At 48.4% G+C, this 22075-nt stretch carries 12 protein-coding genes; all 12 read right to left on the minus strand.

Features of this window, described 5'->3' with window-relative positions; all coding sequences use genetic code 11:
* On the minus strand, window positions 1-1029 hold a 1029-nt coding region (locus KDK19_RS12450; RefSeq protein ID WP_257292088.1), incomplete at its 3' end, for a hypothetical protein.
* A 174-nt stretch (window positions 1030-1203) separates the two neighbouring features.
* Complete coding sequence (locus KDK19_RS12455; RefSeq protein ID WP_257254037.1) at window positions 1204-2745, minus strand: hypothetical protein; 1542 nt, start codon at window positions 2743-2745, stop codon at window positions 1204-1206.
* A 164-nt stretch (window positions 2746-2909) separates the two neighbouring features.
* Window positions 2910-4817: a hypothetical protein gene (locus KDK19_RS12460; RefSeq protein WP_257274450.1), complete on the minus strand. Its 1908-nt coding sequence runs from the start codon at window positions 4815-4817 to the stop codon at window positions 2910-2912.
* A 170-nt stretch (window positions 4818-4987) separates the two neighbouring features.
* The gene (locus KDK19_RS12465; protein WP_257254025.1) at window positions 4988-6916 is read right to left on the minus strand and encodes a hypothetical protein; all 1929 of its coding nucleotides are present in this window, start codon (window positions 6914-6916) and stop codon (window positions 4988-4990) included.
* A gap of 164 nt (window positions 6917-7080) precedes the next feature.
* Window positions 7081-8895, minus strand: a complete 1815-nt coding sequence (locus tag KDK19_RS12470) for a hypothetical protein (protein ID WP_257292089.1) — start codon at window positions 8893-8895, stop codon at window positions 7081-7083.
* Window positions 8896-9003: 108 nt separating this feature from the next.
* Window positions 9004-11436, minus strand: coding sequence for a hypothetical protein (locus KDK19_RS12475; protein WP_257281745.1), 2433 nt, complete (start codon window positions 11434-11436; stop codon window positions 9004-9006).
* A gap of 65 nt (window positions 11437-11501) precedes the next feature.
* Entirely contained in the window at window positions 11502-13265 is a 1764-nt protein-coding gene (locus KDK19_RS12480; protein ID WP_257274454.1) for a hypothetical protein, read from the minus strand.
* Between the two features lie 138 nt (window positions 13266-13403).
* On the minus strand, window positions 13404-15371 hold the full coding sequence (locus tag KDK19_RS12485; protein WP_257274455.1) for a hypothetical protein: 1968 nt from the start codon (window positions 15369-15371) through the stop codon (window positions 13404-13406).
* 215 nt (window positions 15372-15586) lie between these two features.
* On the minus strand, window positions 15587-17317 hold the full coding sequence (locus KDK19_RS12490; protein WP_257254032.1) for a hypothetical protein: 1731 nt from the start codon (window positions 17315-17317) through the stop codon (window positions 15587-15589).
* A 157-nt stretch (window positions 17318-17474) separates the two neighbouring features.
* Window positions 17475-18782, minus strand: coding sequence for a hypothetical protein (locus tag KDK19_RS12495; RefSeq protein ID WP_257274458.1), 1308 nt, complete (start codon window positions 18780-18782; stop codon window positions 17475-17477).
* Window positions 18783-19441: 659 nt separating this feature from the next.
* Window positions 19442-21442: a hypothetical protein gene (locus KDK19_RS12500; RefSeq protein ID WP_257274460.1), complete on the minus strand. Its 2001-nt coding sequence runs from the start codon at window positions 21440-21442 to the stop codon at window positions 19442-19444.
* Window positions 21420-21947: a hypothetical protein gene (locus tag KDK19_RS12505; protein WP_257292090.1), complete on the minus strand. Its 528-nt coding sequence runs from the start codon at window positions 21945-21947 to the stop codon at window positions 21420-21422. The genes KDK19_RS12500 and KDK19_RS12505 overlap by 23 nt, the downstream gene beginning before the upstream one ends.
* Window positions 21948-22075 lie beyond the last annotated feature (128 nt).

The following is a 22075-nucleotide window of genomic DNA, read 5'->3' on the forward strand; positions in this document are numbered from 1 at the left end:
GACCCCGTCTGAGGCGACCCCGTCTGTATGGTTGCAGCTATTGGGCAGATTACCATTAATAACATACGGCTCTGGCTCAACTAGTTGGTCGAAATAGAGTGAGAATTGACTGTCAGAAAGTTCCTGCAATTCTTGAAAAAGCGAATTATCCAAGGAGTGTGTAGCTTTTTCAGGATCAGAAGAGCTTATGCAACTTAGATAGTGTTTATTCGTCAAGTCAGGGTATGAGCTTTGTCCGGTATTTGCCGTTGCTCCTAATTGAGCGATTTCTATTTTTGTCGTCTGTATCGGTGCGTCGGACTGCTCACAGCGGGACTCAGCGGGCTTTTCGCCATCGGATGATTGCCGGAAACTGCAAGCACCATTACAGGGATGGACGAAACAATTTAAACCCAGAGTATGCTGGTGTTGTTGTGGGCCTCCGTTATTGTCGTCATAGTCAGAAAACAGAAGGCTAATGAAAGAGCCTGTAAAGTGACTGGTGGCTTGAGAGGCTTGCTGACCCGATGATTCTGATGGTTGGCTTTCTTGTTGGTCTTGTCCGGAGCTGAACATCATAGCGATGGTCGCAAATGGGTGATCCCTCTGTGTCAGCATAGACGTTGCCTCTTGTTGTTCAATCGGGCAAAACAGTGGTGAATCGGGGGGCCAATAGTTTCTTAAAAGCCAACCGATAGCGACAACCGCTTCTAAAATTAGCCATGTATAAGGGGTGGAGTTAAGAGAGACGTCTTTGTTTCTCAGGATCAGTTCGTTACTAACCAACAGATGAGTAGTATAAAGCCATTGCCACGAAATAGATTCAAAAATGGGGTGTTTTACTACGTTATTGTGTCTTTGTCGTTTTTCATCAGTCAGCGAAACTCTTAATTTATGGCCATTGTTATCGTAAATGTCTGGCGCATTACCCGGCAATGTATGCCAGTCAGGGTTTATAGAAAAGCTCAGCGTTGGAGAAACTGCTTTTTGTTCAAACTCGACAACAAAACCCCTTGTCAACGGTTGAGCCTGACAAATGACAAAAAACATTAGTAGTAGCGACAACAGCGCCACAAAGAGTGAATGCTTAATCGTTCTATCCTTGCGTTTCGGGTTCCAGAAAAGAAGGATAGATCAAGAAAACAAGCGTAATTTCTTTCAAAGACCTTGTTTTAAAAGACCAAGGTTGCACCGGGCAAATATCATGAAAGGTAGGCTGTCAGATCAAGGGGTGAGGTTTTCGTCCACACCAACAGGTTTACGTTTTCGATGAACTCTTTTGTGGTCCGACAGGGCTCGAGCACTCCTGCATATCTTTCCGCATAGCCGCTGCTGGCAATCCCTCCCAACCAAAACCACGGCGCAGGTTTGTTGCCCGCTGTGGTCTCTTCTTCTATGATACGACAGGACTTGAATATTTTTGCAGACCGTCCCACACGGCCGCGGCTGTCCGTCCTCCCCGACCACTATCGCACTACAGGTTTTTTGCCCACTGTGGATTTTGCTTTTATGATCTTTCAGGGCTTGAAGATTCTTGCAGACAACCCCACACAGTCGTGGCTGGCCATCCTCTCCGACCAATGCTACATCACAGGCTTTCTGACCGGTATGCGCTCTGGTTTTGTGAACCGACAAGGCTTGTCTGTTCTTGCAGATCTTTCCACATGATCGCTCCTGGCCTTCCTCCCCGATGACTGTTGCGTCACAGGTTTGTTGTCCGCTGTGGTATTTGCTTTTGTGAGATGACATTCCGATTTCTTCGAGAGGGTCAGGAGGATAAAGAGGCTCATTAATGGCCACAAAATCATGAGTGGTGGAAGTCCGGTTTATGGGCATTGGCAACCCATGATTTATTGACCCGGCAGGGTCAGTTGCATAGGCAGCCTGTGCACTCATTGAGTGTTGGAAATGTGTGGCGAATACAGGATCAAAGTGGCCTATGCAACTAAGGCAGTATCCATTGGCTAAATGAGGGCATGAGCTTTGTCCGGCTGATACTCCTATTTGGGCTGTCGAACTTTCTACGAAATTTTCAGGCCATTCAGAGGTCTCTCTGATATCGGATGATTGCCGAAAACTACAAACGCCATGACAGGGATGGGCAAAACAATTTAAACCGAAAGTATGCTGCTGTTTTTGAGGGTATCCTTTGTCGTCTCCAGAGTCAGAATAAAGGAGACGAATGCAAGCGTCTGTAAAGTGACTGGTGGCTTCCGGGACTTCACGATCGGATGATTCTGATGGTTGGCATTGTTGCTGATTTTGTCCAGAGCCCAACATCATAGTGATGGCTGCACACAGTTGATCTCCCTGTGTCTGCATAGACGTTGCCTCTTGTTGTTCAATTGGGTTAAAGAGCGGTGGATAGGAGTTCCAATAGCTTTTTAAAAGCCAACCCAAAGCGACAACTCCTTCTGCAAGTAACCATGAATAATGGATGAAGCCAGAAGGGGCATCTTTGGTGGTCAGGATCTGTTCATAAGCAACCAGCAGGTGAGTGGTGTAAAGCCATTGCCATGAAATCGATTCAGCAAGGGACGTGTTTGCGCAGTAATCTTGAGATCGCTGTCGTGTGCTATCAGGCATCGAATCTGATTCTGCACAGTCGTTTGTGCTGACAACTCCTGACTGATTGCCCGATAATTGCCGGTCAGGCTTTGCAGAATAGCTCTGATTTGGAGAATTTGTTTTCTGTTCAAACTCGATAACAAAATGTCCTGTTAACGGTTGACTCTGACAGACGACAGACAGCGTCAGTAGCAGCAAAAACAGTGCCGAAAAGAGTGGGGATTTAATAATTCTATCCTTGCGTTCTGGGTTACAGAGAGAAAGGATAGATCATGAAAGTAAGCGCGTTTTTCTGTCAAAGGCCTTCTGTTAAAAGCCCAGGGCTTCACCGGGCAAAATCTTATGAAAGGGCGGTTATCAGATCAAGGACTGAGGTCATCGTCTTCGTCTGCACCCACAGGTATACGTTTCCGATGCATTCTTTTGTGTTCCGACAGGACTTGAGCACTCCTGCAGATCTTTCCGCATAGCCGTTGCTGGCTATCCTCTCCGACGATTGTTTCGTCACAGGTTCTTTGCCTGATGTGAGTGACGCTTTTGTGAGTCGACAGGGCTCGAGCATGCTTGCAGACTGCTGCGCATGGTCGTTGCTGACCATCGTCCCCGACTACGGTCACGTCACATGTTTTTTTTCCTGTATGGTATCCGCTTTTATGATCCGAAAGGGCTTTAGCGCTCTTGCAAACCTTTCCGCATGGTTGCAGCTGGCCATGCTCACCGATCACTGTCACGTCACAGGTTCGTTGCCCGCTGTGGACTTTGCTTTTGTGAACCGACAGGGCTTTAGAACTCTTGCAGACTGCCCTGCATAGTTGCAACCGGCCATTTTCACCAGTCACTTTTACGTTACAAATTCTTTGCCCGCCGTGGGTGCTTCTTTTGTGATTCCAAAGAGCTCTGATATTGCTGTACAACTTTCCACATGACCGCAGCAGGCCATCCTGGCCGACCACGGTCGCATCACAGGTTTGCTGAATAGTGTGGACGCTTCTTTTGTGATTCCACAGGGTAGCAGCATTTATGCAGATCTTTCTGCACGGCTGTTGCTGACCATCTGCCCCGTCGACTAGCACGTCACAGACTTTTTGCCCGGTGTGATATTTACTTTTGTGAACTGACAGTGCCTGAACATTCCTGCTGACCTTCCCGCAAGGTCGCAGCTGGCCATCCTCCCAGACCACTATTACATTACAGGTCGATTGCCCGGTAGCGTCAGTTCTCGAGATTGCCTCTGCGCTCACTGAGTCTGAGACGACCCCATCTGAGGCAACCCGTTCTACTGAGCTGATGCTATTGGTTGGGTTGACATCAATGCTGTGCGGCTGTTGCCGAAATAGTTGACCAGAATCGTATTGACTCATAATGGCAGGGATATCATCCCATATTTTTAGAGGCGGGATTTGTTGGCAATGTGTACTGTTTAAAGGAACAAAATGACCCATGCAACTGAAACAGAGCCCGTTGGCCAGATGAGAGCATGAACTTTGTCCGCAATTCATAGACCATTCAGCTGGCTCTTTGCTCTCAGATGATTCTCGTAAATCACAAACGCCATGACAGGGGTGGACGAAACAATTTAAACCCAAAGTATGAGAATGTTGTTGAGGGCCTGCGTCCCCTCCGTCAGAGTCAGAATACCGAAGATGATTGAATGATTCTCCAGGGTAGGGGGATACTGTTGTGGTTTCCTGAACGGATGATTTTGATGGCTGGTTTTGTTGTGAGTCTTCTCCAAAGCCATACATCATAGTAATGGTCGCAAACGTGTGACTCTGGCTCACCTCTTGTTGTTCAATTGGTTTTTCAACAGAACTAAACGACGGTGAATCGGGGTTCCAACGGCTTTTTAAAAGCCAACCGATAGTGGTAACCTCTCCTGGAGGTATCCATAAAAAGGGGTTGAGACATAGAGGGGCGTCTCTGGTGGTCAGGATCATTACGCAACCAGCGAGCAGATGTGTGGTGTAAAGCAAGTCCCACGAAATCGATTCAATAATGGTCGATTTTGCCCGATTGCCGCCAGCTTTCCGGGGCTTGTCATCAGGCTGCGAGTCCGGTCCTGCACAGTCGTCTGTGTTGGCAATGTTTGATGGGTCGCGCAGCAATGTACATTGGTCACTCTTCATAGAAAAGCTCTGGTTATGAAAAACTGCATTTTTTTCAAGCTCGACAATAAAGCGTTCTGTCAAGGGTTCGGCATGACAGACGACAGACAACAACATCAGCAATAGTGTTGCAGCAAAGAGAGAGTGTTCAATAATTCTATCCATGCATTCTTGTATACAGAGAGGAAGGATAGAACAAGAAAATAAATGTATTTTTCTGCCAATAACTTTTTGTTAAAAACCAAAAGTTGCTCTGGGCAAAAAGTATCTGCAAAGTGGTTTGCCTTGCGGCAAACTGCTGACGCTCATGATCGGAGTGATGTCTAATCAGATCATTACTTATATTCTGACTTCTTGAGATTGGAGTCATACTCCGGGTGCTCATCTGCGGACGTGCGTTTTCGATGTATTCTTTTATGATCCGTAAAGGCTATAGCGTTGTTGCAGACCTTCCCGCATCGTCGCTGCTGACCATCCTTCCCGATCACGGTTATGTTACAGATTTGTTGCTTGCTGTGGTGTCTTCTTTTGTGATCCTTCAAGGCTTGAAGGTTCTTGCAGAATGTCCCGCATGGCTGCGGCTGGTCATCCTGCCCGAATACGGTCACGTCACAGCTTTTTGGCCCTGTGTGGTATCTTCTTTTATGAACCGACAGAGCCTGGACATTGCTGCAGACCTTTCCGCAAGGCCGTTGTTGGCCATCTTTTGTGATTAAAGTTGCGACACAAGTTTTTTGCTCGCTATGTTTCCTGTTTTTGTGTCCCGAAAGGGTTTTAGCATTGCTGCAGACTTTCCCGCATTGCTGCGGCTGGCCATCCTTCCCGACCGTTATAACGTTGCAGATTTGTTGCCCGGTGTGGCATTTGTTTTTGTGAGCCGCCATAGCCACAGCATTCTTGCAGATCGTCCCGCATGGCCGCGGCTGGCCATCCTCCCCGACCACTGTCAGCCTGCAGGTTTGTTGCCCAGAATGCTCTCTTCTTTTGTGAAGCGTCAGGGCTTGAGCATTCTTGCAGACCCTCCCACATCGCCACTGACGACCATCCTGCCCGATCAGTGCCATGTGACAGGTTTTTCGCCCAGTGTGGTATTTGCTTTTATGACTTGACAGGGCATTAGTATTCTTGCTGACCTTCCCGCATGGCCGCGGCTGGCCATCCTCTCCGATCACGGTTATGTCACAGATTTGTTGTTTGTTGTCGTATTTTATTCTGCGATCCGACTGAGTTCCCTGGCAATGTGTCGTTCCGGTTATGAAATTATCAGGTGCTGTTGGAGTTTGTAATGTGTCTGTCTGAGTATGCGTAATGGAAATTCCGATTTCTTCAAGAAGACTCTGAAGAGTGTTTGACCCATTAATGCCCTCAAATACATCAGTCCGGAAAGGCAAAGTCCAGGGCTCTGGCACATCATCATGGACCGGCCCGGTAGGGTCAGTTGTATAGTCTGTCCCTGAACTCATTGGGTGCGCAGCACTTTCAGAATCAGAATGACTGATGCAGCTAAAGCAAAGTCCGTCAGACAAATGAGGAGATGAGCTTTGTTCAAAATTCAGTGGCAATTCAGCTGACCCTCCGCTGTCAGATAATGGTCGGAATTGACAAACGCCATAACAAGGATGGACATAACAATTTAAACCGAAAGTATGTTGATGTTGTTCAGGGCCTCCGTCACCGTCGCCATGGTCATGATCATAATACGTGAGATGAGTGAAAAAGCCTGTATGGTCGGCAGTGGCTTGAGATTCCCATGATTCAAATGGCAGGTCTTGTTGTTGGTCTTGTCCGCTACCCAACATCATAGTGATGGTGGTAAACGAGTGATCCTGACTTGTCTCTGGTTGTACGATCGATTGTTTAATCGTGTTAAACAGTGGTGAATCAAGGAGAGGATAGCTTGTTTTAAGCCAACCGACAGCTACAACCACTTCTGCAGGTAGCCATGAATAAGGGGTGGAACTGAGAGGGGCATTTCTGGTGGTAAGCATCCGTTCGTAACCCACCAGCACAAAAGTAGCGTAAAATAATTGCCACGAAGCCGACTCAATGAGGGGCGTTTTGACCCCGTAACCGCCAGATCTGTTGTGTTTTTTGTCAGATGGCGAGTCTGATCCTGCATAGTCGCTGGTGTCGGAAATATCGGAAGTGCTTCCCGGCAATGTACGACGGTCACACTTTATAGAAAAGCGTGGGTTGGGAACAGATGTTTTCCGTTCAAGCTCGACAGTATAACGTTCTGTTAATGGTTGGGCGTGGCAGATCACGGACAACAACATTAGCAGAAGTAATGATGGTGCTACAAAGAGTGAACGTTTAATAATTCTATCCCTGCGTTCTGCTATACAGAGAGGAAGAATAGACCACTTGATGATTGAAGTGGTCTCTGATCAAGTCGTTACTTATTTACTTAACTTTCCGGAAGGCTGAGTTAATCGTACTGTTGAACATCGACAGGCTTGCGTTTTCGGTGTCTTTTTTTATGTTCATACAGGGTTTTAGTGTTCTTGCAGATCTTTCCGCATGGTCGCTGCTGGCCATTCTCCCCGACCATGGTTACGTCACAGGTTTGTTGCCCGGAATGGTGTATTCTTTTGTGATCCGAAAGAGATTGAGGGTTCTTGCAGACCTTCCCGCATAATCTCTGCTGGCTATCCTCTCCGACCACAATCTTGTTACAGGTTCGCTGCCCGGAGTGTTTTCTTCTTTTATGATCTAACAGGCTTTTAGCACTTTTGCTGACCGTTCCACATGGCCGCGGCTGGCCATCCTTGCCGACCACGGTTACGTCACAGGTCCGTTGGTCGGTGTGATGTCTTCTTTTGTGATCCGACAAGGCTTGTGTATTGTTGCAGATCTTCCCGCATGGCCTCTTTTGACCATCCTCCCCGGCCACGATCACGTTACACGTTTTTCGTGCAGTATGCTGTCTTCTTTTGTGATCTGGCAGGGCTTTGAGACTCCTGCAGATTGTTCTGCATAGCCGCCGCTGGCCATCCCCATCGACCACGGCCACGTCACAGGTTTTTGGCTCGTTTTGCTCTCTTCTTTCTATAAGCGACAGGGGTTGAGCATTCTTGCTGACCATTCCATATGGCTGATGCCGACCCTCCTTCCCAACTACGGTCATGTTACAGGCTAGTAGTCTGATGTCGTATTTTATTTTGTGATCCGATAGGGATTGTTGACAATGTATCGTTCCAAATACAGCATTCTCAGGTGCTGTCGGGTCCTGTGGTGTGTCTGTCTTGGTGGGCCTGCTAGAAATTCCGGCTTCTTCGAAAAAACTCTGAAAAGTGGGTGACCTGGTAGTGACCGCAGATTCATTCGTGCTGAGAGGCTCATTATCGGGCGTAGGCGCATTATAATTGAACGACCCGGCGAGGTAAGCTGTAAAGTCTGCACCTGTATACATTGGGTGTTCAGTGTGTTCAGAGTCCAATTGACTTAAGCAGCTGAAGCAGCGTCCATTAGCCAAATGAGGGCATGAGCTTTGTTCGGAATTCAATGGCCACTCAGTTGGCTCACCGCTCTCGAATGATGGTCGAAATTGACAAGCGCCATGACAGGGATAGAAAAAACAATTTAAACCTAAAGTATGTTGGTCTTGTTCAGGGCCTCCGCTACCGCCGCTATACCCAGTATTATGGAAGCGAGTGAGAGAGCCTGAAGGGCGGGCGGTGGCTTTCGTGGCGAACTGGCCCGATGATTCCGATGGCTGGCATTGTTGCTGGTTTTGTGCAGAGTCCGACATCAAAATGATGGTGGCAAGTGGGTAATTCTGGTTCGCGTCTCGTTGTTCAATTGGGTTAGGTTGTCCAACCGGGCTAAGCAGAAGCGAACCTGAGTTTCGATAGCTTTTGAAAAGCCAGACGGCAGCGACAACGAAAACCACTTCTACAGGTTGCCATGAATAAGTGGCGGAATATAGTGAGGCATCTTTGATGATCAGGATCAGTTCGAAGCTAACCAGCAGATGGTCGGCGTAAAGCCAATGCCACGTAATCGAATTAACAAGGGCGGTTTTTACCCCATAAGCGTCAGGTTCCTTTGGCTTGTCGTCAGGCGGTAAATCTGATGCTCTATGGCCGGTTTTATTGGCAATGACTGATGGATGGTCTGGCAATCTATGCCGGGCGCGCTTTATAGAAAAGCACTGGTCTGGAGAACTTGTTTTATGTTCAGGTTCATTAACAAAATGTCTTGTCACCGATTGAGCCTGACAGACGACAGACAGTAGCAGCAACAGCGGTGCCGCATAGAGTGGGTGTTTAATAATTCTATCCCAGCCTTCGGTTCACAAAGAGAAAGGATAGATCAATTCATAATTAATGGTGTCTGATCAGATCGTTAGTTATTTATTTACTTTAAATTCCGGAGGGCTGAGTTCATCGTCCTGATCTGCATTGACAGGCTTGCGTTTTCGGTGTTTTTTTTTATGTTCATAAAGTGTTTTAGTGTTCTTGCAGACCTTTCCGCATAGTCTCTGCTGGCGATCCTCCCCGACCATGGTCTCGTCACATGTTCGCTGCCCGGAGTGTTTTTTTCTTCTGTGATCGGACAGGCTTTTAGCACTCTTACAGACCGTTCCACATGTCCACAGCTGGCCATCCTTCCCGACCATGGTTAGGTTACAGGTTTGTTGCCCGGTGTGTTGTCTTCTTTTGTGATCCGACAGGGCTTGAACACCGTTGCAGACCTTCTTGCATGGCCTCTGCTGACCATCCTCCCCGACCCTGAACAGGTTACAGGTTTGTTGCACGATGTGCTTTTGTCTTTTGTGATCCCTCAGGGCCTGGCCATTCTTGCAGACTATCCCGCATGGCTGCTGCTGGCCATCCTGACCGACCACGGCCATAACACAGGTCTGTGGCCCGTTATGGTATCTGGTTTTGTGAGTCGATAGGGCTTTAGCATTCTTGCAGACCGTTTCGCATGGCCGTTGCTGACCATCCTCCATGATCACCGTCCTGTCACAGATTTGTTGCCCAGTGTGCGCTTTTCTTTTGTGATCTCTCAGGGCTTGATTATTCCTGCAGACTATCATGCATGGCTGCTGGCCATCCTGATTGATCACGGTCGTGTAACAGGTCTTCGGTCCGGAGTGGTATCTTGTTTTGTGAATCGACAGGGCGTGAGAACTAATGCAGACCGTTCCACATGGCTGCTGCAGACCATTCTCTCTGATAACGGTTATGTCACAGGTTTTTGAACCAGTGTGTTTTAGTCTTTTGTGCTCAATCAAGGTTTGTGCACTCTTGCAGATTGTCCCGCATGGCCGCTTCTGGCCATCCTCACCGACCAAGGTCATGTGACAGGACTGTGGCCCGGAGTGGTCTCTTCTTTTGTGGTACGACAAGATTTTAGGATTCTTGAAGGTCATCCCACATGTGCGTTGTCGGCCTTCCTCCATGATCACTGTCCTGTCACAGGTTTGTTCCTCAGAGTGCTCTGTTCTTTTATGATCTCTCAGGGCTTGACTATTCTTGCAAACTCTCCTGCAAGGCTGCTGCTGGCCATCCTCCCCGATCACTACCACGTCACAGATCCTTTGCCCCCTGTGGTATGAACTTTTGTGAGACGATAGCGCATTGGCATTCTTGCAGAGCTTCCCACATATTCGCTGCTGGCCATCCTCCTCGAATAGGGTCACGATACAGATTTTTTGTTCGTGGTCGTATTTTTTTTTGTGATCCGACAAGGCTTGTAATGTGCCTGTCCTGATAAGCGAAGTGGAAGTACCGACTTCTTCGAAAAGATTCTTAAGAACGGATGACCCATTCATGCCCGCAGATTCTTCAGCGCCGGAAGGCTCATTTCCAGACATTGGCGAAACATACCTGAGTGGCTCAGGGTCAGTTGCATAGTTTGCCCCTGCACTTGTTGAGTGTGCAGTGTTTTCAGAATCAAATTGTATTATGCGACTAAAGCAGTGTTCATTAGCCAAATGCGGATATAAGCTTTGTCCGAAATTCAGAAGCCATTCTGCTGGTTCTCTGGTGTCGGGTGATGGTCGGAATTGACAAACGCCATGACAGGGATGGATGAAACAGTTTAAGCCCAAAGTATGTTGGTGTTGTTGAGGGGCTCTGTTATCGTCATCAAAGAGGGAATACAAGAGGCTATTGAAATAGCTTGTGGCTACCTGGGCCTGCCGGTCGGATGATTCTGATGGCTGGTCTTGTTGTTGATAGGGATGTTGGTGATTCCCAGAGCCATACATCATTGTGATGGTGACAAATGTATGATCTCCCTGTGTTAGCATAGATGTTGTCGCTTGTTGTTCAACCGGGTTAAACTGCGACGAATCGAGGTTCCAATAGCCACTTAAAAGCCAGCCGACAGCGACAAGGCCTTCTACAGGTAGCGATGAATAAGGGGTGGTGCTCAGAGAGGCGTCTTTGGCTTTAAGGATAAGTTCGTAACCAACCAGAAGCTCAGTAGTGTAAAGCCATTGCCATGAAATCAATTTACTGAGGATGGTTTTTGCCCGGTAACCGCCAGATATTTTCAGTTCGTTATCAGGTGCTGAATTTGATCCTGTATAGACGTTTGTATTGGCAATAACTGATGGGTTTTCTGGCAATATCCGCCTGTCACACTTTATAGAAAAGCACTGGTTTAGAGAACCTGTTTTTTGTTCAGGCTCGACAACAAAGTGTCTTGTCAACGTTTCAGACTGACAGACGACAGACAATGCCAGTATAAGCAACAGTAGTGGCGCAAAGAATGTGATTTTAATAATTCTATCCTTTCCTCTGGTGTACAGAGAGGAAGGATAGGTCAAGAAATGAAATCTACTCTTTTCTCAAAGGCCTTTTGTTAAAAGGCAGAGTCTGCACCGGGTCAACCTCATTCGTTTTGCTTTACATCAACAGGCTTGCGTTTTCGGTGTCTTCTTTTGTGCTCCGAAAGGGCATGAGCATTCTTGCAGGTCTTCCCGCACGGCCGCAGCTGGCCATCCTCCCCGACCACTGTTAAGTCGCAGATTTGTTGCCCGGTGTGTTCTTTTCTTTTGTGATCCTGCAAAGCACAAGCATTCTTGCACACTCTTCCGCATGGCTGCGGCTGGCCTTCCTCTGCGATCACGGTCTTGTAGCAGATCTGTTGCCCGCTGTGGTATCGGCTTTTGTGAAGCGTCAAAGCCTCAGCACTCTTGTAGACCTTCCCGCACGTCCGAAGCTGGCCATCCTTCGCGATCATAGTCACGTCACAGGTTTGTTCTCCGCTGTGGTCTCTTCTTTTGTGCGTCGACAGAGCTTGAGCACTTTTGCAGGCCTTCCCGCATGGCTGAGACGTACCATCGATACCGGTCAGGATCACGTCACAGGTTTCTTGCTTGCTATGGTCTCTTCTTCTGTGAGTTGACAGGGCCAGAGTATTCTTGCAAACCTTTCTGCAGAGACGCGGCTGGCCATCCTCCCCGATCACGGTCACGTGACAGGTTTTCTGTCCAGAGTGGTATCTGCTTTTGTGAGTTGCCAGGGCATGATCATTCTTGCAGAGCTTCCAGCATAGCCGCGGCTGGCAACCTTTCTCGAGCACAGGCATGGTACAGATTTTGCGTTCGTTGCTGCATTTTATTTTATGATCCGACAGGACTTGCAATGTGTCTGTCCAGGTAAGCGAGGTGGAAGTCCCGACTTCTTCGAAAAGATCCTTTAGAGCAGGTGACTGATCAATGCTCGCAGATTCCATAGCGCTGGAAGGCGTATTTCCGGACATTGGCGCATCGTGCCTGAGCGGCTCGGCAGCAGTTGTATAGTCAGTCCCTGCATTTATTGAGAGTGCAGTATTTTCAGAATCAAATGGTCTTATACAACTCGAGCAGCATTCATTCGCCATGTGTGGGTGTGAGCTTTGTCTGGAATTCAGTGGCCATTCTGCTGACCCTCTGGTGTCGGATGACAGTAGGAATTCACAAACGCCATGACAGGGATGGACGAAGCAGTTTAAACCCAGAGTATGTTGGTGTTGTTGAGGGTCTTCGTCGCCGTCATCAGAGCTAGAATACAAGAGGTTAGTGAAATAACCTCTGACTAACGGGGCCCGCTGGCCGGATGATTCTGATGGCTGGCCTTGTTGCTGGTAGGCATGCTGGTTATTTCCAGAGCCAAACATCATTGTGATTGCTGCAAATGCTTGATCCCCCTCTGTCAGCATGAATGTTGCCTCTTGTTGCTCAATCGGGTTCACCAGTGGGGGGGCGGAGTTCCAGTAGCGACCCGGAAGCCACCTGACAGCGACAAGCCCCTTTACAGGTGGTAACCACGAATAAGGAATAGAGCTAAGAGAGGCTTCCTTGGTTGTCAGGATAAGTTCGCAACTAACCAGAGGCTCAGTAGCGTAAAGCCATTGCCATGAAATCGATTCGATAAAGATGGTTTCAGCCCCGTAACCGCGAGATTCCCTCGCTTTGTCATCAGTTAGTGAATTTGATCCTGTATAGACGTTTGTATTGACGATAACTGACGGGTTGTCTGGCAATGCACAACGATCACGCTGTGTAGAGAAACGCAGGTTTGGAAAACCTGTTTTCCGTTCAAGCCCGGAAAAAAAATGTCTTGCTAAGGGTTTAGAATGACAGACGACAGACAACGTCAGTAGGAACAACATCGGTGCCGCAAAGAGTGAGTTTTTAATAATTCCGTCCTTTACTCTGTTTTAGTGAGAGGAAGGATAGATCAAGAAACTAAATAGACTCTTTTCTCAAAGGCCTCCTGTCAAATGACAGAGTTTGCTCCGGGTAACACTTTATTGGTTTTGCTCTACATCAGCAGACTTGCGTTTTCGGTGACTTCTTTTGTGTTGCTTCAGGGCAAGAGCATTCTTGCAGCCTGTTCCACATGGTCGTGGCTGGCCATCCACCCCAACCATTTTAGGGCCACAGACTTTTTGCCTGCTGTGTTCCCTTATTTTGTGGTACGAAAGATGTTGGGAATGCTTGCAGACCTTTCCGCATGGACGTTGCTGGCCATCCTCACCAATCACGGCCACCTCACAGATTCTTTGCCCTCTGTGGTATTTGCTTTTGTGAGCCATGAGAGACTGAATATTCTTGGAGACTGTCCCGCATGCTCGCGGTCGGCCATCCTTCCCGACCACTGTTAAGCCACAGGTTTGTCGCCCGCCATGTTCCCTTAGTTTGTGATTCGTAAGAGATTGATTATTTTCGCAAAGCTTTCCGCATAGTCGCAGCTGGCCATCTTTCCCGATCACTGTCAGGTTGCAGGTTTTTTGCCCGGTATGGTATTTGGTCTTGTGAGATGACAGGCATCGGGCATTCTTACAGACCGACCCGCACGGTCGCGGCTGACCATCCGCACCGCTCACTGTCACGTCACAGGTTTGTTGCTCTACATGGGCTTGTTTTTTGTGATCCGACAGCATTTGGGCATTCTTGCAGACTGTCCCGCATGGCTGCTGTTGGTTGTGCTTTCCGGTCACTGTCACTTCACAGGTTTTTTGCCCGGTATGGTATCTGGCTTTGTGAACCGTCAGAGATCGAGCGTTCTTGCATACTGCTCCGCATGGCTGCAACTGTCCATCCTTATCGACCACAGTGGCTTTACAGGCTTGTTGCTCGCTGTGGGCTCTTTTTTTGTGATCCCATAGGGATTTGGCACTCACGAAGACCTTTCCGCACGTCTGCGACTGGCCACTCTCACAGACTATGGTAATGCAACAGTTTTTTTGCTTGCTGTGGTCGTTGCTTTTGTGAACCGAGAGGTCTTGCTCGCGATGTGTCGTTCCAGGTACAGCATCCCCGTGGGTTACCGGGGCTTGAGTGATGGCTGGCTGGTTGAGCGTAGAAGCCATGTCAGTTTCTTCGAGAAGACGATTCAGTTCGATTGACCCCTTCATGACCTCAAAAACATTTGTGGTGGAAGGCTCATTCCAGTCTGTAGGCATATCATAATCGAGTGGTATAAAGTTATTTAATGTTTTGCAAGGTGATTTATTTTGGACATGTTCATTGTTTTCAGGATCAAAATAACACATGCAACTAAAGCAGTGTCCATTGGTCAAATGGGGGCATGAGCTTTGTCCGGGAAATGCTCCTGATGGTTGGAATTGACAAACACCATGACAGGGATGGACGAAACAATTTAAACCCAAAGTATGTGAGTGTTGTTGGGGGTCTCCGCTACCGCCGTCAGAGTCAGAGTACAGAAGACTGGTGAAATAGCCTGTGACGTAGCTGGTGGCTTTTGGGGCTTGCTGACTGGATGATTCTGATGGCGGGTATTGTTGCCGGTCACATCCGGGGTTGGAGCCAAAAACCATAGTGATGGTCGGAAACGACTGATCCTGATTCACCTCTTGTTGTTCAATGTGTTGTTCAATTGGGTTAAATGACAGTAAATCGGGGTTCCAATAACTTTTTAAAAGCCAGCCGAGAGCGACAACCATTTCTTCAGATGACCATGAATAATGGCTCGAGTCTGGAGGGGAATCTCCGGTGGTCAGGAACGGTGCGTAACCCACCAGCAGGTGAGTAGCGTAACGCAACTGCCATGAAATCGATTCAATGAGGGGGGGGATTACCCCGTAACCGCCGTGATCTTTGACATCAGGCGGTGGATCTGATCCTCCAAAGCCGTGCATGTCGGCAATGTCTGAGAGGACAACCGGCAGTGAATGCAGGCCATGTCCTATAGAAATGATTTGGTTTGGATAACCAGCATTTTGTTGAATCGCGACAACGAAGCGTTCTTTCAACGGTTTGGCCTGACAGACGACATGTAACAACTGTAGTTGAAACAGCAGTACCGCAAAGAGTGAACGTCTAATAATTCTATCCTTGCATTTTGATTTACAGATAGGAAGGATAGATCAAGAGAATAAGTATGCTTTTCTGTCAAAGCCTTTCTGTTTCACATCAACAGGTTTGCGTTTTCGATAGCGGTGTCACAAGGAGTGAGTGTTTAATAATTCTATCTCTCGAGAAAGGTTGGCTCAGCTAAAGGATTGAGGTCATCGTTCTGGTTCACATCAAGGCGCTTGCGTTTTCCATGAGTTCTTATGTGTTCCGACAGGGCATGATCATTCTTGCAGAGCTTTCCGCATGGCCCCCGATCGCCGTCTTCCCCGACCATGGTTAGCTCACAGGCTTTTTGCACACAATGGTGTCTTCTTTTGTGAACCAACAGGTCGCGGGCATTGTTGCAGAGTTTTCCGCACGGCCGCTGATGGCCATCCTCTGTGACCACGGACACCCAACAGGTTTTTTGCCCGGTGTGGCATTTTCTTTTGTGATCCGAGAGTTTTTTTGCATTGTCGAAAATCAGCCAGCATGGCCGATGCCGACCATCTTCTGTGCCCACGATCACGTCACAGACTTTTTGCCCGGTGTGGTACTTGCTTTTGTGATCCGTCAGGGCCTTGGCATTCTTACAGACCTTTTCGCATGGACGCTGCTGACCGTTCTCTGCGATCACAATGACGTCACAGATTTGTTGCCCGCTGTGGTCCCTTCTTTTGTGATAGGACAGAGCCAGATAATGTATGCAGGCTTTTCCGCATGGCCGCGGCTGACCATCTTCCCCGATCACGATCACGTCACAGGTTTTCTTACTCTTGTTGATTTTGCGTTTGTGAGTCGGCAGAGACCGGGCATTCTTGTGGTCCTTTCCGCATGTTTTCTGCGGGCCATCTTCTCCGGTCACGGGCACATCACAGGCTTGTCGCCCGAAAGGGGCGTCATTTATAAGAACTGAACCGGTAATCATTGAGTGAACAGGGGTGTCATTAATGTATTGGAGTTGAATCGGGGCGAAATAATCGAATGCTTCGAAAAGTTCGTCTTGTTGGTAAGAGTAGCCAGAGTTTTCAGGATCAAAATGACTTATGCAACTAAAGCAGCGCCCGTTAGCAAGATGTGGGCATGAGCTTTGTTCGAGGCTGGCTACCTTGTGGTCTGGGAAATTTTCTTCGGAGTTCTGCAGCCATTCATCAGGTCCTCCGTTATTGGATGATGGTCGGAATTGACAAACGCCATGACAGGGGTGAATGAAACAATTTAAACCCAAGGTATGTGAGTGATGTTGAGGGCCTGCGTTACCGCCGCCAGAGTCAGAATATAGGGGATGATTGAAAGAACTTCCAGTGAAGGAAGCTGCTGCTGTGTTTTCCTGGACGAACGGTCCTGATGTCTGGCCTTGCTGCAGGGGTTGTCCAGAACCAAACATCATAGTGGTGATCACAAACGGATTATCCTGACTCACCTCTTTTTGTTCAGTGTGTTGCTCAATCGGGTTCAACAGCGGTGAATCGGTGTCCCAATAACTTCCTAAAAGCCGACCGATAGCGACAAACGCTTCTAAAGGCAGCCATGAACAAGGGGCTGCGCCTGGAAGAGCGTTTTTGGTTGTCAGGATCAGCAGTTCGTAACCAACCAGTAGATGAGACGCGTAATGTAACTGCCACGAAATCGGCTCAATAAGGGGTGTCATGACCCCGTAACGGCCAGATGTGTCTGGCCTGTCTTCAGGCGGTGAGTCCGATCTTGCATGGATGTTTATGTCGGCAAAGGCTATCTGGCTGCCCGGCAGTCTATGCAGGCCACACTTTATAGATAAGCTCTGTCCTGGAAAAACTGCATTCTCTTTAAACTCAACAATAAGAAGCTCTGCCTGACAAACGACAGAGGATACCAGTATCAGCAACAGCGGTATCGGAAAGAATGAATGTTTAATAATTTTATCCCCGCATTCCAGACGGTAGAGAGGAAGGATAGATCAAGATAATAAGTGTGTTTTTGTTTCGAAGGCCTTCTTAAAAGACAAAGTTGGTATCGGTCAAAGCCTCATGAAAGGGCTGGCATTACTTATTTGCTTTGCCTGTTTTAAGCCTGAGTTCACCATTCTGGTCTACATTATTGTGCTTGCGTTTTTGATGTGTTTTTTTTTTGTGATTCATCAGGGCTAGCGCATTCTGGCAGACCGTCCGGCAGGATTGCTGACGGCCATTCTCTCCGACGACGATAAGGTCACAGGTTTTTGCTCCACTGTGGACTTTTGATTTGTGAGCCGACAGAGATTTATTACTTATGAAGGCCCTCCCGCATGGTCGCTGATGGCCGTCCTCTCCGATCATTGTCGCGTCACAGGTATGTCGCCCGATGTGGGTATTTTTTTTATGATTCGACAAAGCTTTAGCATTCTTGCATACCTTCCCGCATCGTCGCTGCTGCCCATTTTCCCCGACCTCTATTACTTCACAGGTTTTTTGAACGCTGTGGATTCTGATTTTGTGATCCGACAGCTCTCCAGCATTCTTGCAGACCGTCCCGCATGGCTGCTGCTGGCCATTTTTCCCGAACACTTTCACGTTGCAGATTTTTTGTCCAGAATGGGCTTTGCTTTTGTGACACGACAGGGCCTTAACATTCTCGCAGATCCTCCCGCACGGCCGCTGCTGGCCATTTTCCTCAATCACTGTCGTGTCACAGGTTTGTTGCCCGGTGTGTACTCTTATTTTGTGATCCCACAGAGTATTAGCATTCTTGCAGACCATCCCGCACGGCACTGGCTGGCCATATTCCCAACCCACAGTTACGTCACAGGTTTTTTGCCGTGTGTGGGCTCTGGTTTTGTGAGATGAAAGGGCTTTAGGATTATTGCAGACTGCCCCACATGGCTTTAGCTGGTCATCCTCCCCGACCACTATCACGTCACAGGTTAGTTGCCAGTCAGGGGCCGTTACAGAGGCTACCGCGGCTCTCATTAAGCCTGAAGGGTTGCGGCTGTCAGCTGGGTTGCCACCCATACCCATACCATGGGCCTCTGACTCAGAGAACGGGTCAAAATTGCGCTTGATTTCAATGGGAATGAGAAAACTCAATGTTTTGACAAGATCAGCTTGCTTGGGCTGTGCAGACTTTTGAGGACCTGAATGACTCAGGTAATGGTAGCCGCGTTCATTAGCCAAATAAGGGCATGAGCTTTGTTCGGGTGTTGTTCTTGTCGGGTCTGACCTGTTTTCTAAGAAATTGAACAGCGATTCATCAGACTCTCTGATATCGAATGATGATCGGAATTGACAAACACCGTAACAGGGATGGACGAAACAATTTAAACCGAAGGTATGCAGGTGTTTGGGGGGGGGGGCCGTTGCCGTCGTCAAAGTCATAATAGGGGAAGCTGGCGAAATAGTCTGTGGGGTGGGGCGTGGTTTGCCGGACTGGTTGTCCCGATGATTCTGGTGGCCGACCCTGCTGTCGGGCTTGTCCGGAGCCAAACATCATAGTGGTGATCGCAAAGGGGTTCTCCTGACTTGCCTCTTGTTGTTCAATTTGTTCTTCAATCGGGGCAAACATCGATGAATCGAGGTACCAATAACGTCTTAAAAGCGAACCGATAGCGACAACCGCTTCGGGTAGGGATGAATGAGGGGTAGAGCTCCGGGAGGCCTCTTTGCAGGTCAGGATCAGTTTGTAACCAACCAGCAGGTCGGTTGCGTAAAGCAACTGCCAGGAAATCGACTCAATCATGGGCTTTTTGACACTGTAACCGCGAGATCTATGTGGTTTGTCACCAGGAGGTGAGTCTGATCCTGCACAGCTGTTTGTGTCAGCAACAACTGACGGTCTGCCCGACAAGCTATGTGGGGCAGGTTCTATAGAAAAGCCCGGGTTTGAAAAAACTGTATTCTGTTTAAAGTCGACAATAAAATATTCCGTCAACGGTTCGGCCTGATAGGCGACAGACGACAAAAATATCGGCAACAGTGGTGCCGCATAGAGTAAGTGTTTAATCATTTTGTCCCTCATAATCAGGGTGGGTGTCAGATCAAGGATTGAGGTCATCGTTCTCGCCCATATCAACAAACTTGCGTTTGTGACGCCTTCTTTTGTGTTCCTCCAGGACTCGAGCACTCTTGCAGAGCCTTAGGCATGGTCGCGGTTGTCCATCTTTCCCGACCACTGTCATGTCACAGATTGCTTGTTTGGTGTGGGCTCTTCTTTTGTGTTCTGTCAGGGCTTGAGCACTCTTGCAGAGCTTACGGCATGGCTGCGGTTGTCCATCTTTGTCGACAACTGTTATGTCACAGATTGTTTGTCCTGTGTGGGTTCTTCTTATATGATCCGACAGGGCCTGAGGATTATTGCAGATCTTCCCGCACAGAAACTCCTGACCATCTTCCCCGACGACTGTTTTAATACAGGTTTTTAGCCCTCCGTGGATTCTTCTTTTGTGATCCGAGAGGGTTCTGGCACTTTTGCAGACCTTCCCGCATGGTTGCTGCTGGCCATCTTTCCGGAACAGGGTCAAGTCACAGATTTGTTGTCCGGTGTGGTATCTTCTTTTGTGTTCCGTCAGAGCCTGCATATTTTTGCAGAGTATCTTGCATGGCTGCTGCTGGCCATCCTTCCCAACCACGGTTTCGTCACAGGTTTGCTCACTACTGTGGAAAGCCCTTTTGTGAGCCCACAGGGCATAAGTACTCCTGCAGACCAGCCCGCATGGCTGCTGCTGGCCATCTTCCCGGACAATGGTCTCGTCACAGATTTTTTGTTCGGTGTGGTATCTTCTTTTGTGATCCGTCAGAGACTTAATATGTTTGCAGAGCTTTCCACACGGCCGCGGCTGGCCATCCTTCCCCACCACAGTTACGTCACAGGTTTGTTGACCGCTGTGGAAGGCCCTCTTGTGAAGCCACAGGACAGCAGCGTTCTCGCAAGCTTGCCCGCATGGCCGCTGCTGGCCGTCCTGCCCGATCACGGTGGCGTTACAGGTTTGTTGCAAAGTGTGGTATGTGCTTTTGTGAGATGATAGAGACTCAGTATTCTTGCAGACTGCTCCACATGGCGACCTCTGGCCATCTTCCCCGACCACTGTTTCTTCACAGATTTGCTGCTCGTTGTGTTTTTTTCTTTTGTGACTGATCAGGGCTTTAGTATTCTTGCAGAGCTTCCCGCATAACCGCTGCTGGCCATCCTCGCCAACCACTGTCTGCTCGCAGATTGGTGGCCTGTTGTGGTGTCTTGTTTTGTGATATGTCAAGGCTCGAGCATTTTTGCAGACCCTTCCGCATGTCTGCTGCTGGCCATCTTCCCGGACCACGGGCGTGTCACACATTTTTTGTCCGCAGTGGACTTCGCTTTTGTGAAGTGATAGGGATCGGGCATCATGAAAGAGCTTCCCGCATGGCTGCAGCTGGCCACATTTCTTAACGACTATCACGTCGCAGGTTTGTTGCCCGATAGGGGGAGTTGTAGAGACTATCCCGTCACTCATTGAGTTTGAGGCGACCCCATCTGAGGCGACCCCATCTATAGAGTTTTCGCTAATGTCTGGGTTGCGGTCAATGTCATGGGCCTGTGGCTCAAATAGCAACTCAAATAGTTGATCAGGGTTGCATTCGGAATGCATAGGATCCGGATTATCGAGTGCTTTCAAAAGCTCGTCTTGCCTGAGGGTTGCATCGCTGTTCGGATCAACGTGAATTATGCGACCAGAGCAGCATCCATAGGCCAAATGAGAACATGGGTTTTGCTCGGGTGTTGCTCCTGTGAGGTCCAACCCATTTTCTTCGAAATTCAGCAGCCATTCATCAGGCTCTCTGTGATCCCGGAATAGTCGTAATTGACAAATGCCATGACAGGGATAGATAAAACAATTTAAACCCAAAGTATGTAAGTTTTGTTGAGGATCTTCGCTACCCTCGCCAGAGCCTGAATACCAGAGGGTAGTGAAAAAACTCTCAGGGTGAATGGCTGTCGGAGCTTCTTGAGTGGATGATTCTGATGGTTTGCCATGTGATTGGTTATGTCCGGAATCCATCATCATAGTGATCGTGGCAAATAGGGGGGGGGTGACTTACGTCTTGTTGTTCGACCCGGTGAGGGAACGGTGAATTGTGGTACCCATGGCTTTTCAAAAGCCAGCCGACGATGATAGCCACTTCCATAGGCAGCCATGAAAAAGGGATGGAGCTAAGAGAGGTGTCTTTGGTTGTAAGGATCAGTTGGTAACCTACCAGCAGGCTGGTGGCGTAAAGCCATTGCCATGAAATCGGTTCATTCAGAGGCGTTTTGACCCCGTAACCGCCGGATTTATGTGGTTTGTCATCAGGCAGCGAATCTGGTTCTGTATAACCGTTTGTGTGGGCAATAACTGACAAATTGCCCGATAAGGTATACCGCCCACGCTTTATAGAATAGCTATGGTTTGGATAAGCTGTATTCTGTTCAAGCTCGACAATATGACGTTCAGTCAACGGTTGGGCCTGACAGATGACAGACAACAAAAGAAGCAGTAACTGCGGTGCTGCAAGGAGTGAGTGTTCAATCATTCTATCCTTGAGTTCTGGTTTACAGAGAGGAAGGATAGATCAAGAAAGTAAGTGTGCTTTACCGTTAAAAAACCATTTAAGCCCGGCTGTAATTATTTATACGAATATTGTCTTTTGATTGTCACTCT

The organism is Endozoicomonas sp. ONNA1 (genome assembly GCF_024606325.1).
In the GTDB taxonomy this organism is placed as follows: Bacteria; Pseudomonadota; Gammaproteobacteria; order Pseudomonadales; family Endozoicomonadaceae; genus Endozoicomonas_A.

Excerpts from the sequence above, each read along its gene's own strand:
- KDK19_RS12460 (WP_257274450.1), bottom strand. The coding sequence starts at position 4,817 with ATGGATAGAATTATTGAACACTCTCTCTTTGCTGCAACACTATTGCTG.
- KDK19_RS12480 (WP_257274454.1), bottom strand. The coding sequence starts at position 13,265 with ATGTTGTTCCTACTGACGTTGTCTGTCGTCTGTCATTCTAAACCCTTA.
- KDK19_RS12495 (WP_257274458.1), bottom strand. The coding sequence starts at position 18,782 with ATGACTTTGACGACGGCAACGGCCCCCCCCCCCAAACACCTGCATACC.
- KDK19_RS12500 (WP_257274460.1), bottom strand. The coding sequence starts at position 21,442 with ATGATGATGGATTCCGGACATAACCAATCACATGGCAAACCATCAGAA.
- KDK19_RS12505 (WP_257292090.1), bottom strand. The coding sequence starts at position 21,947 with ATGATTGAACACTCACTCCTTGCAGCACCGCAGTTACTGCTTCTTTTG.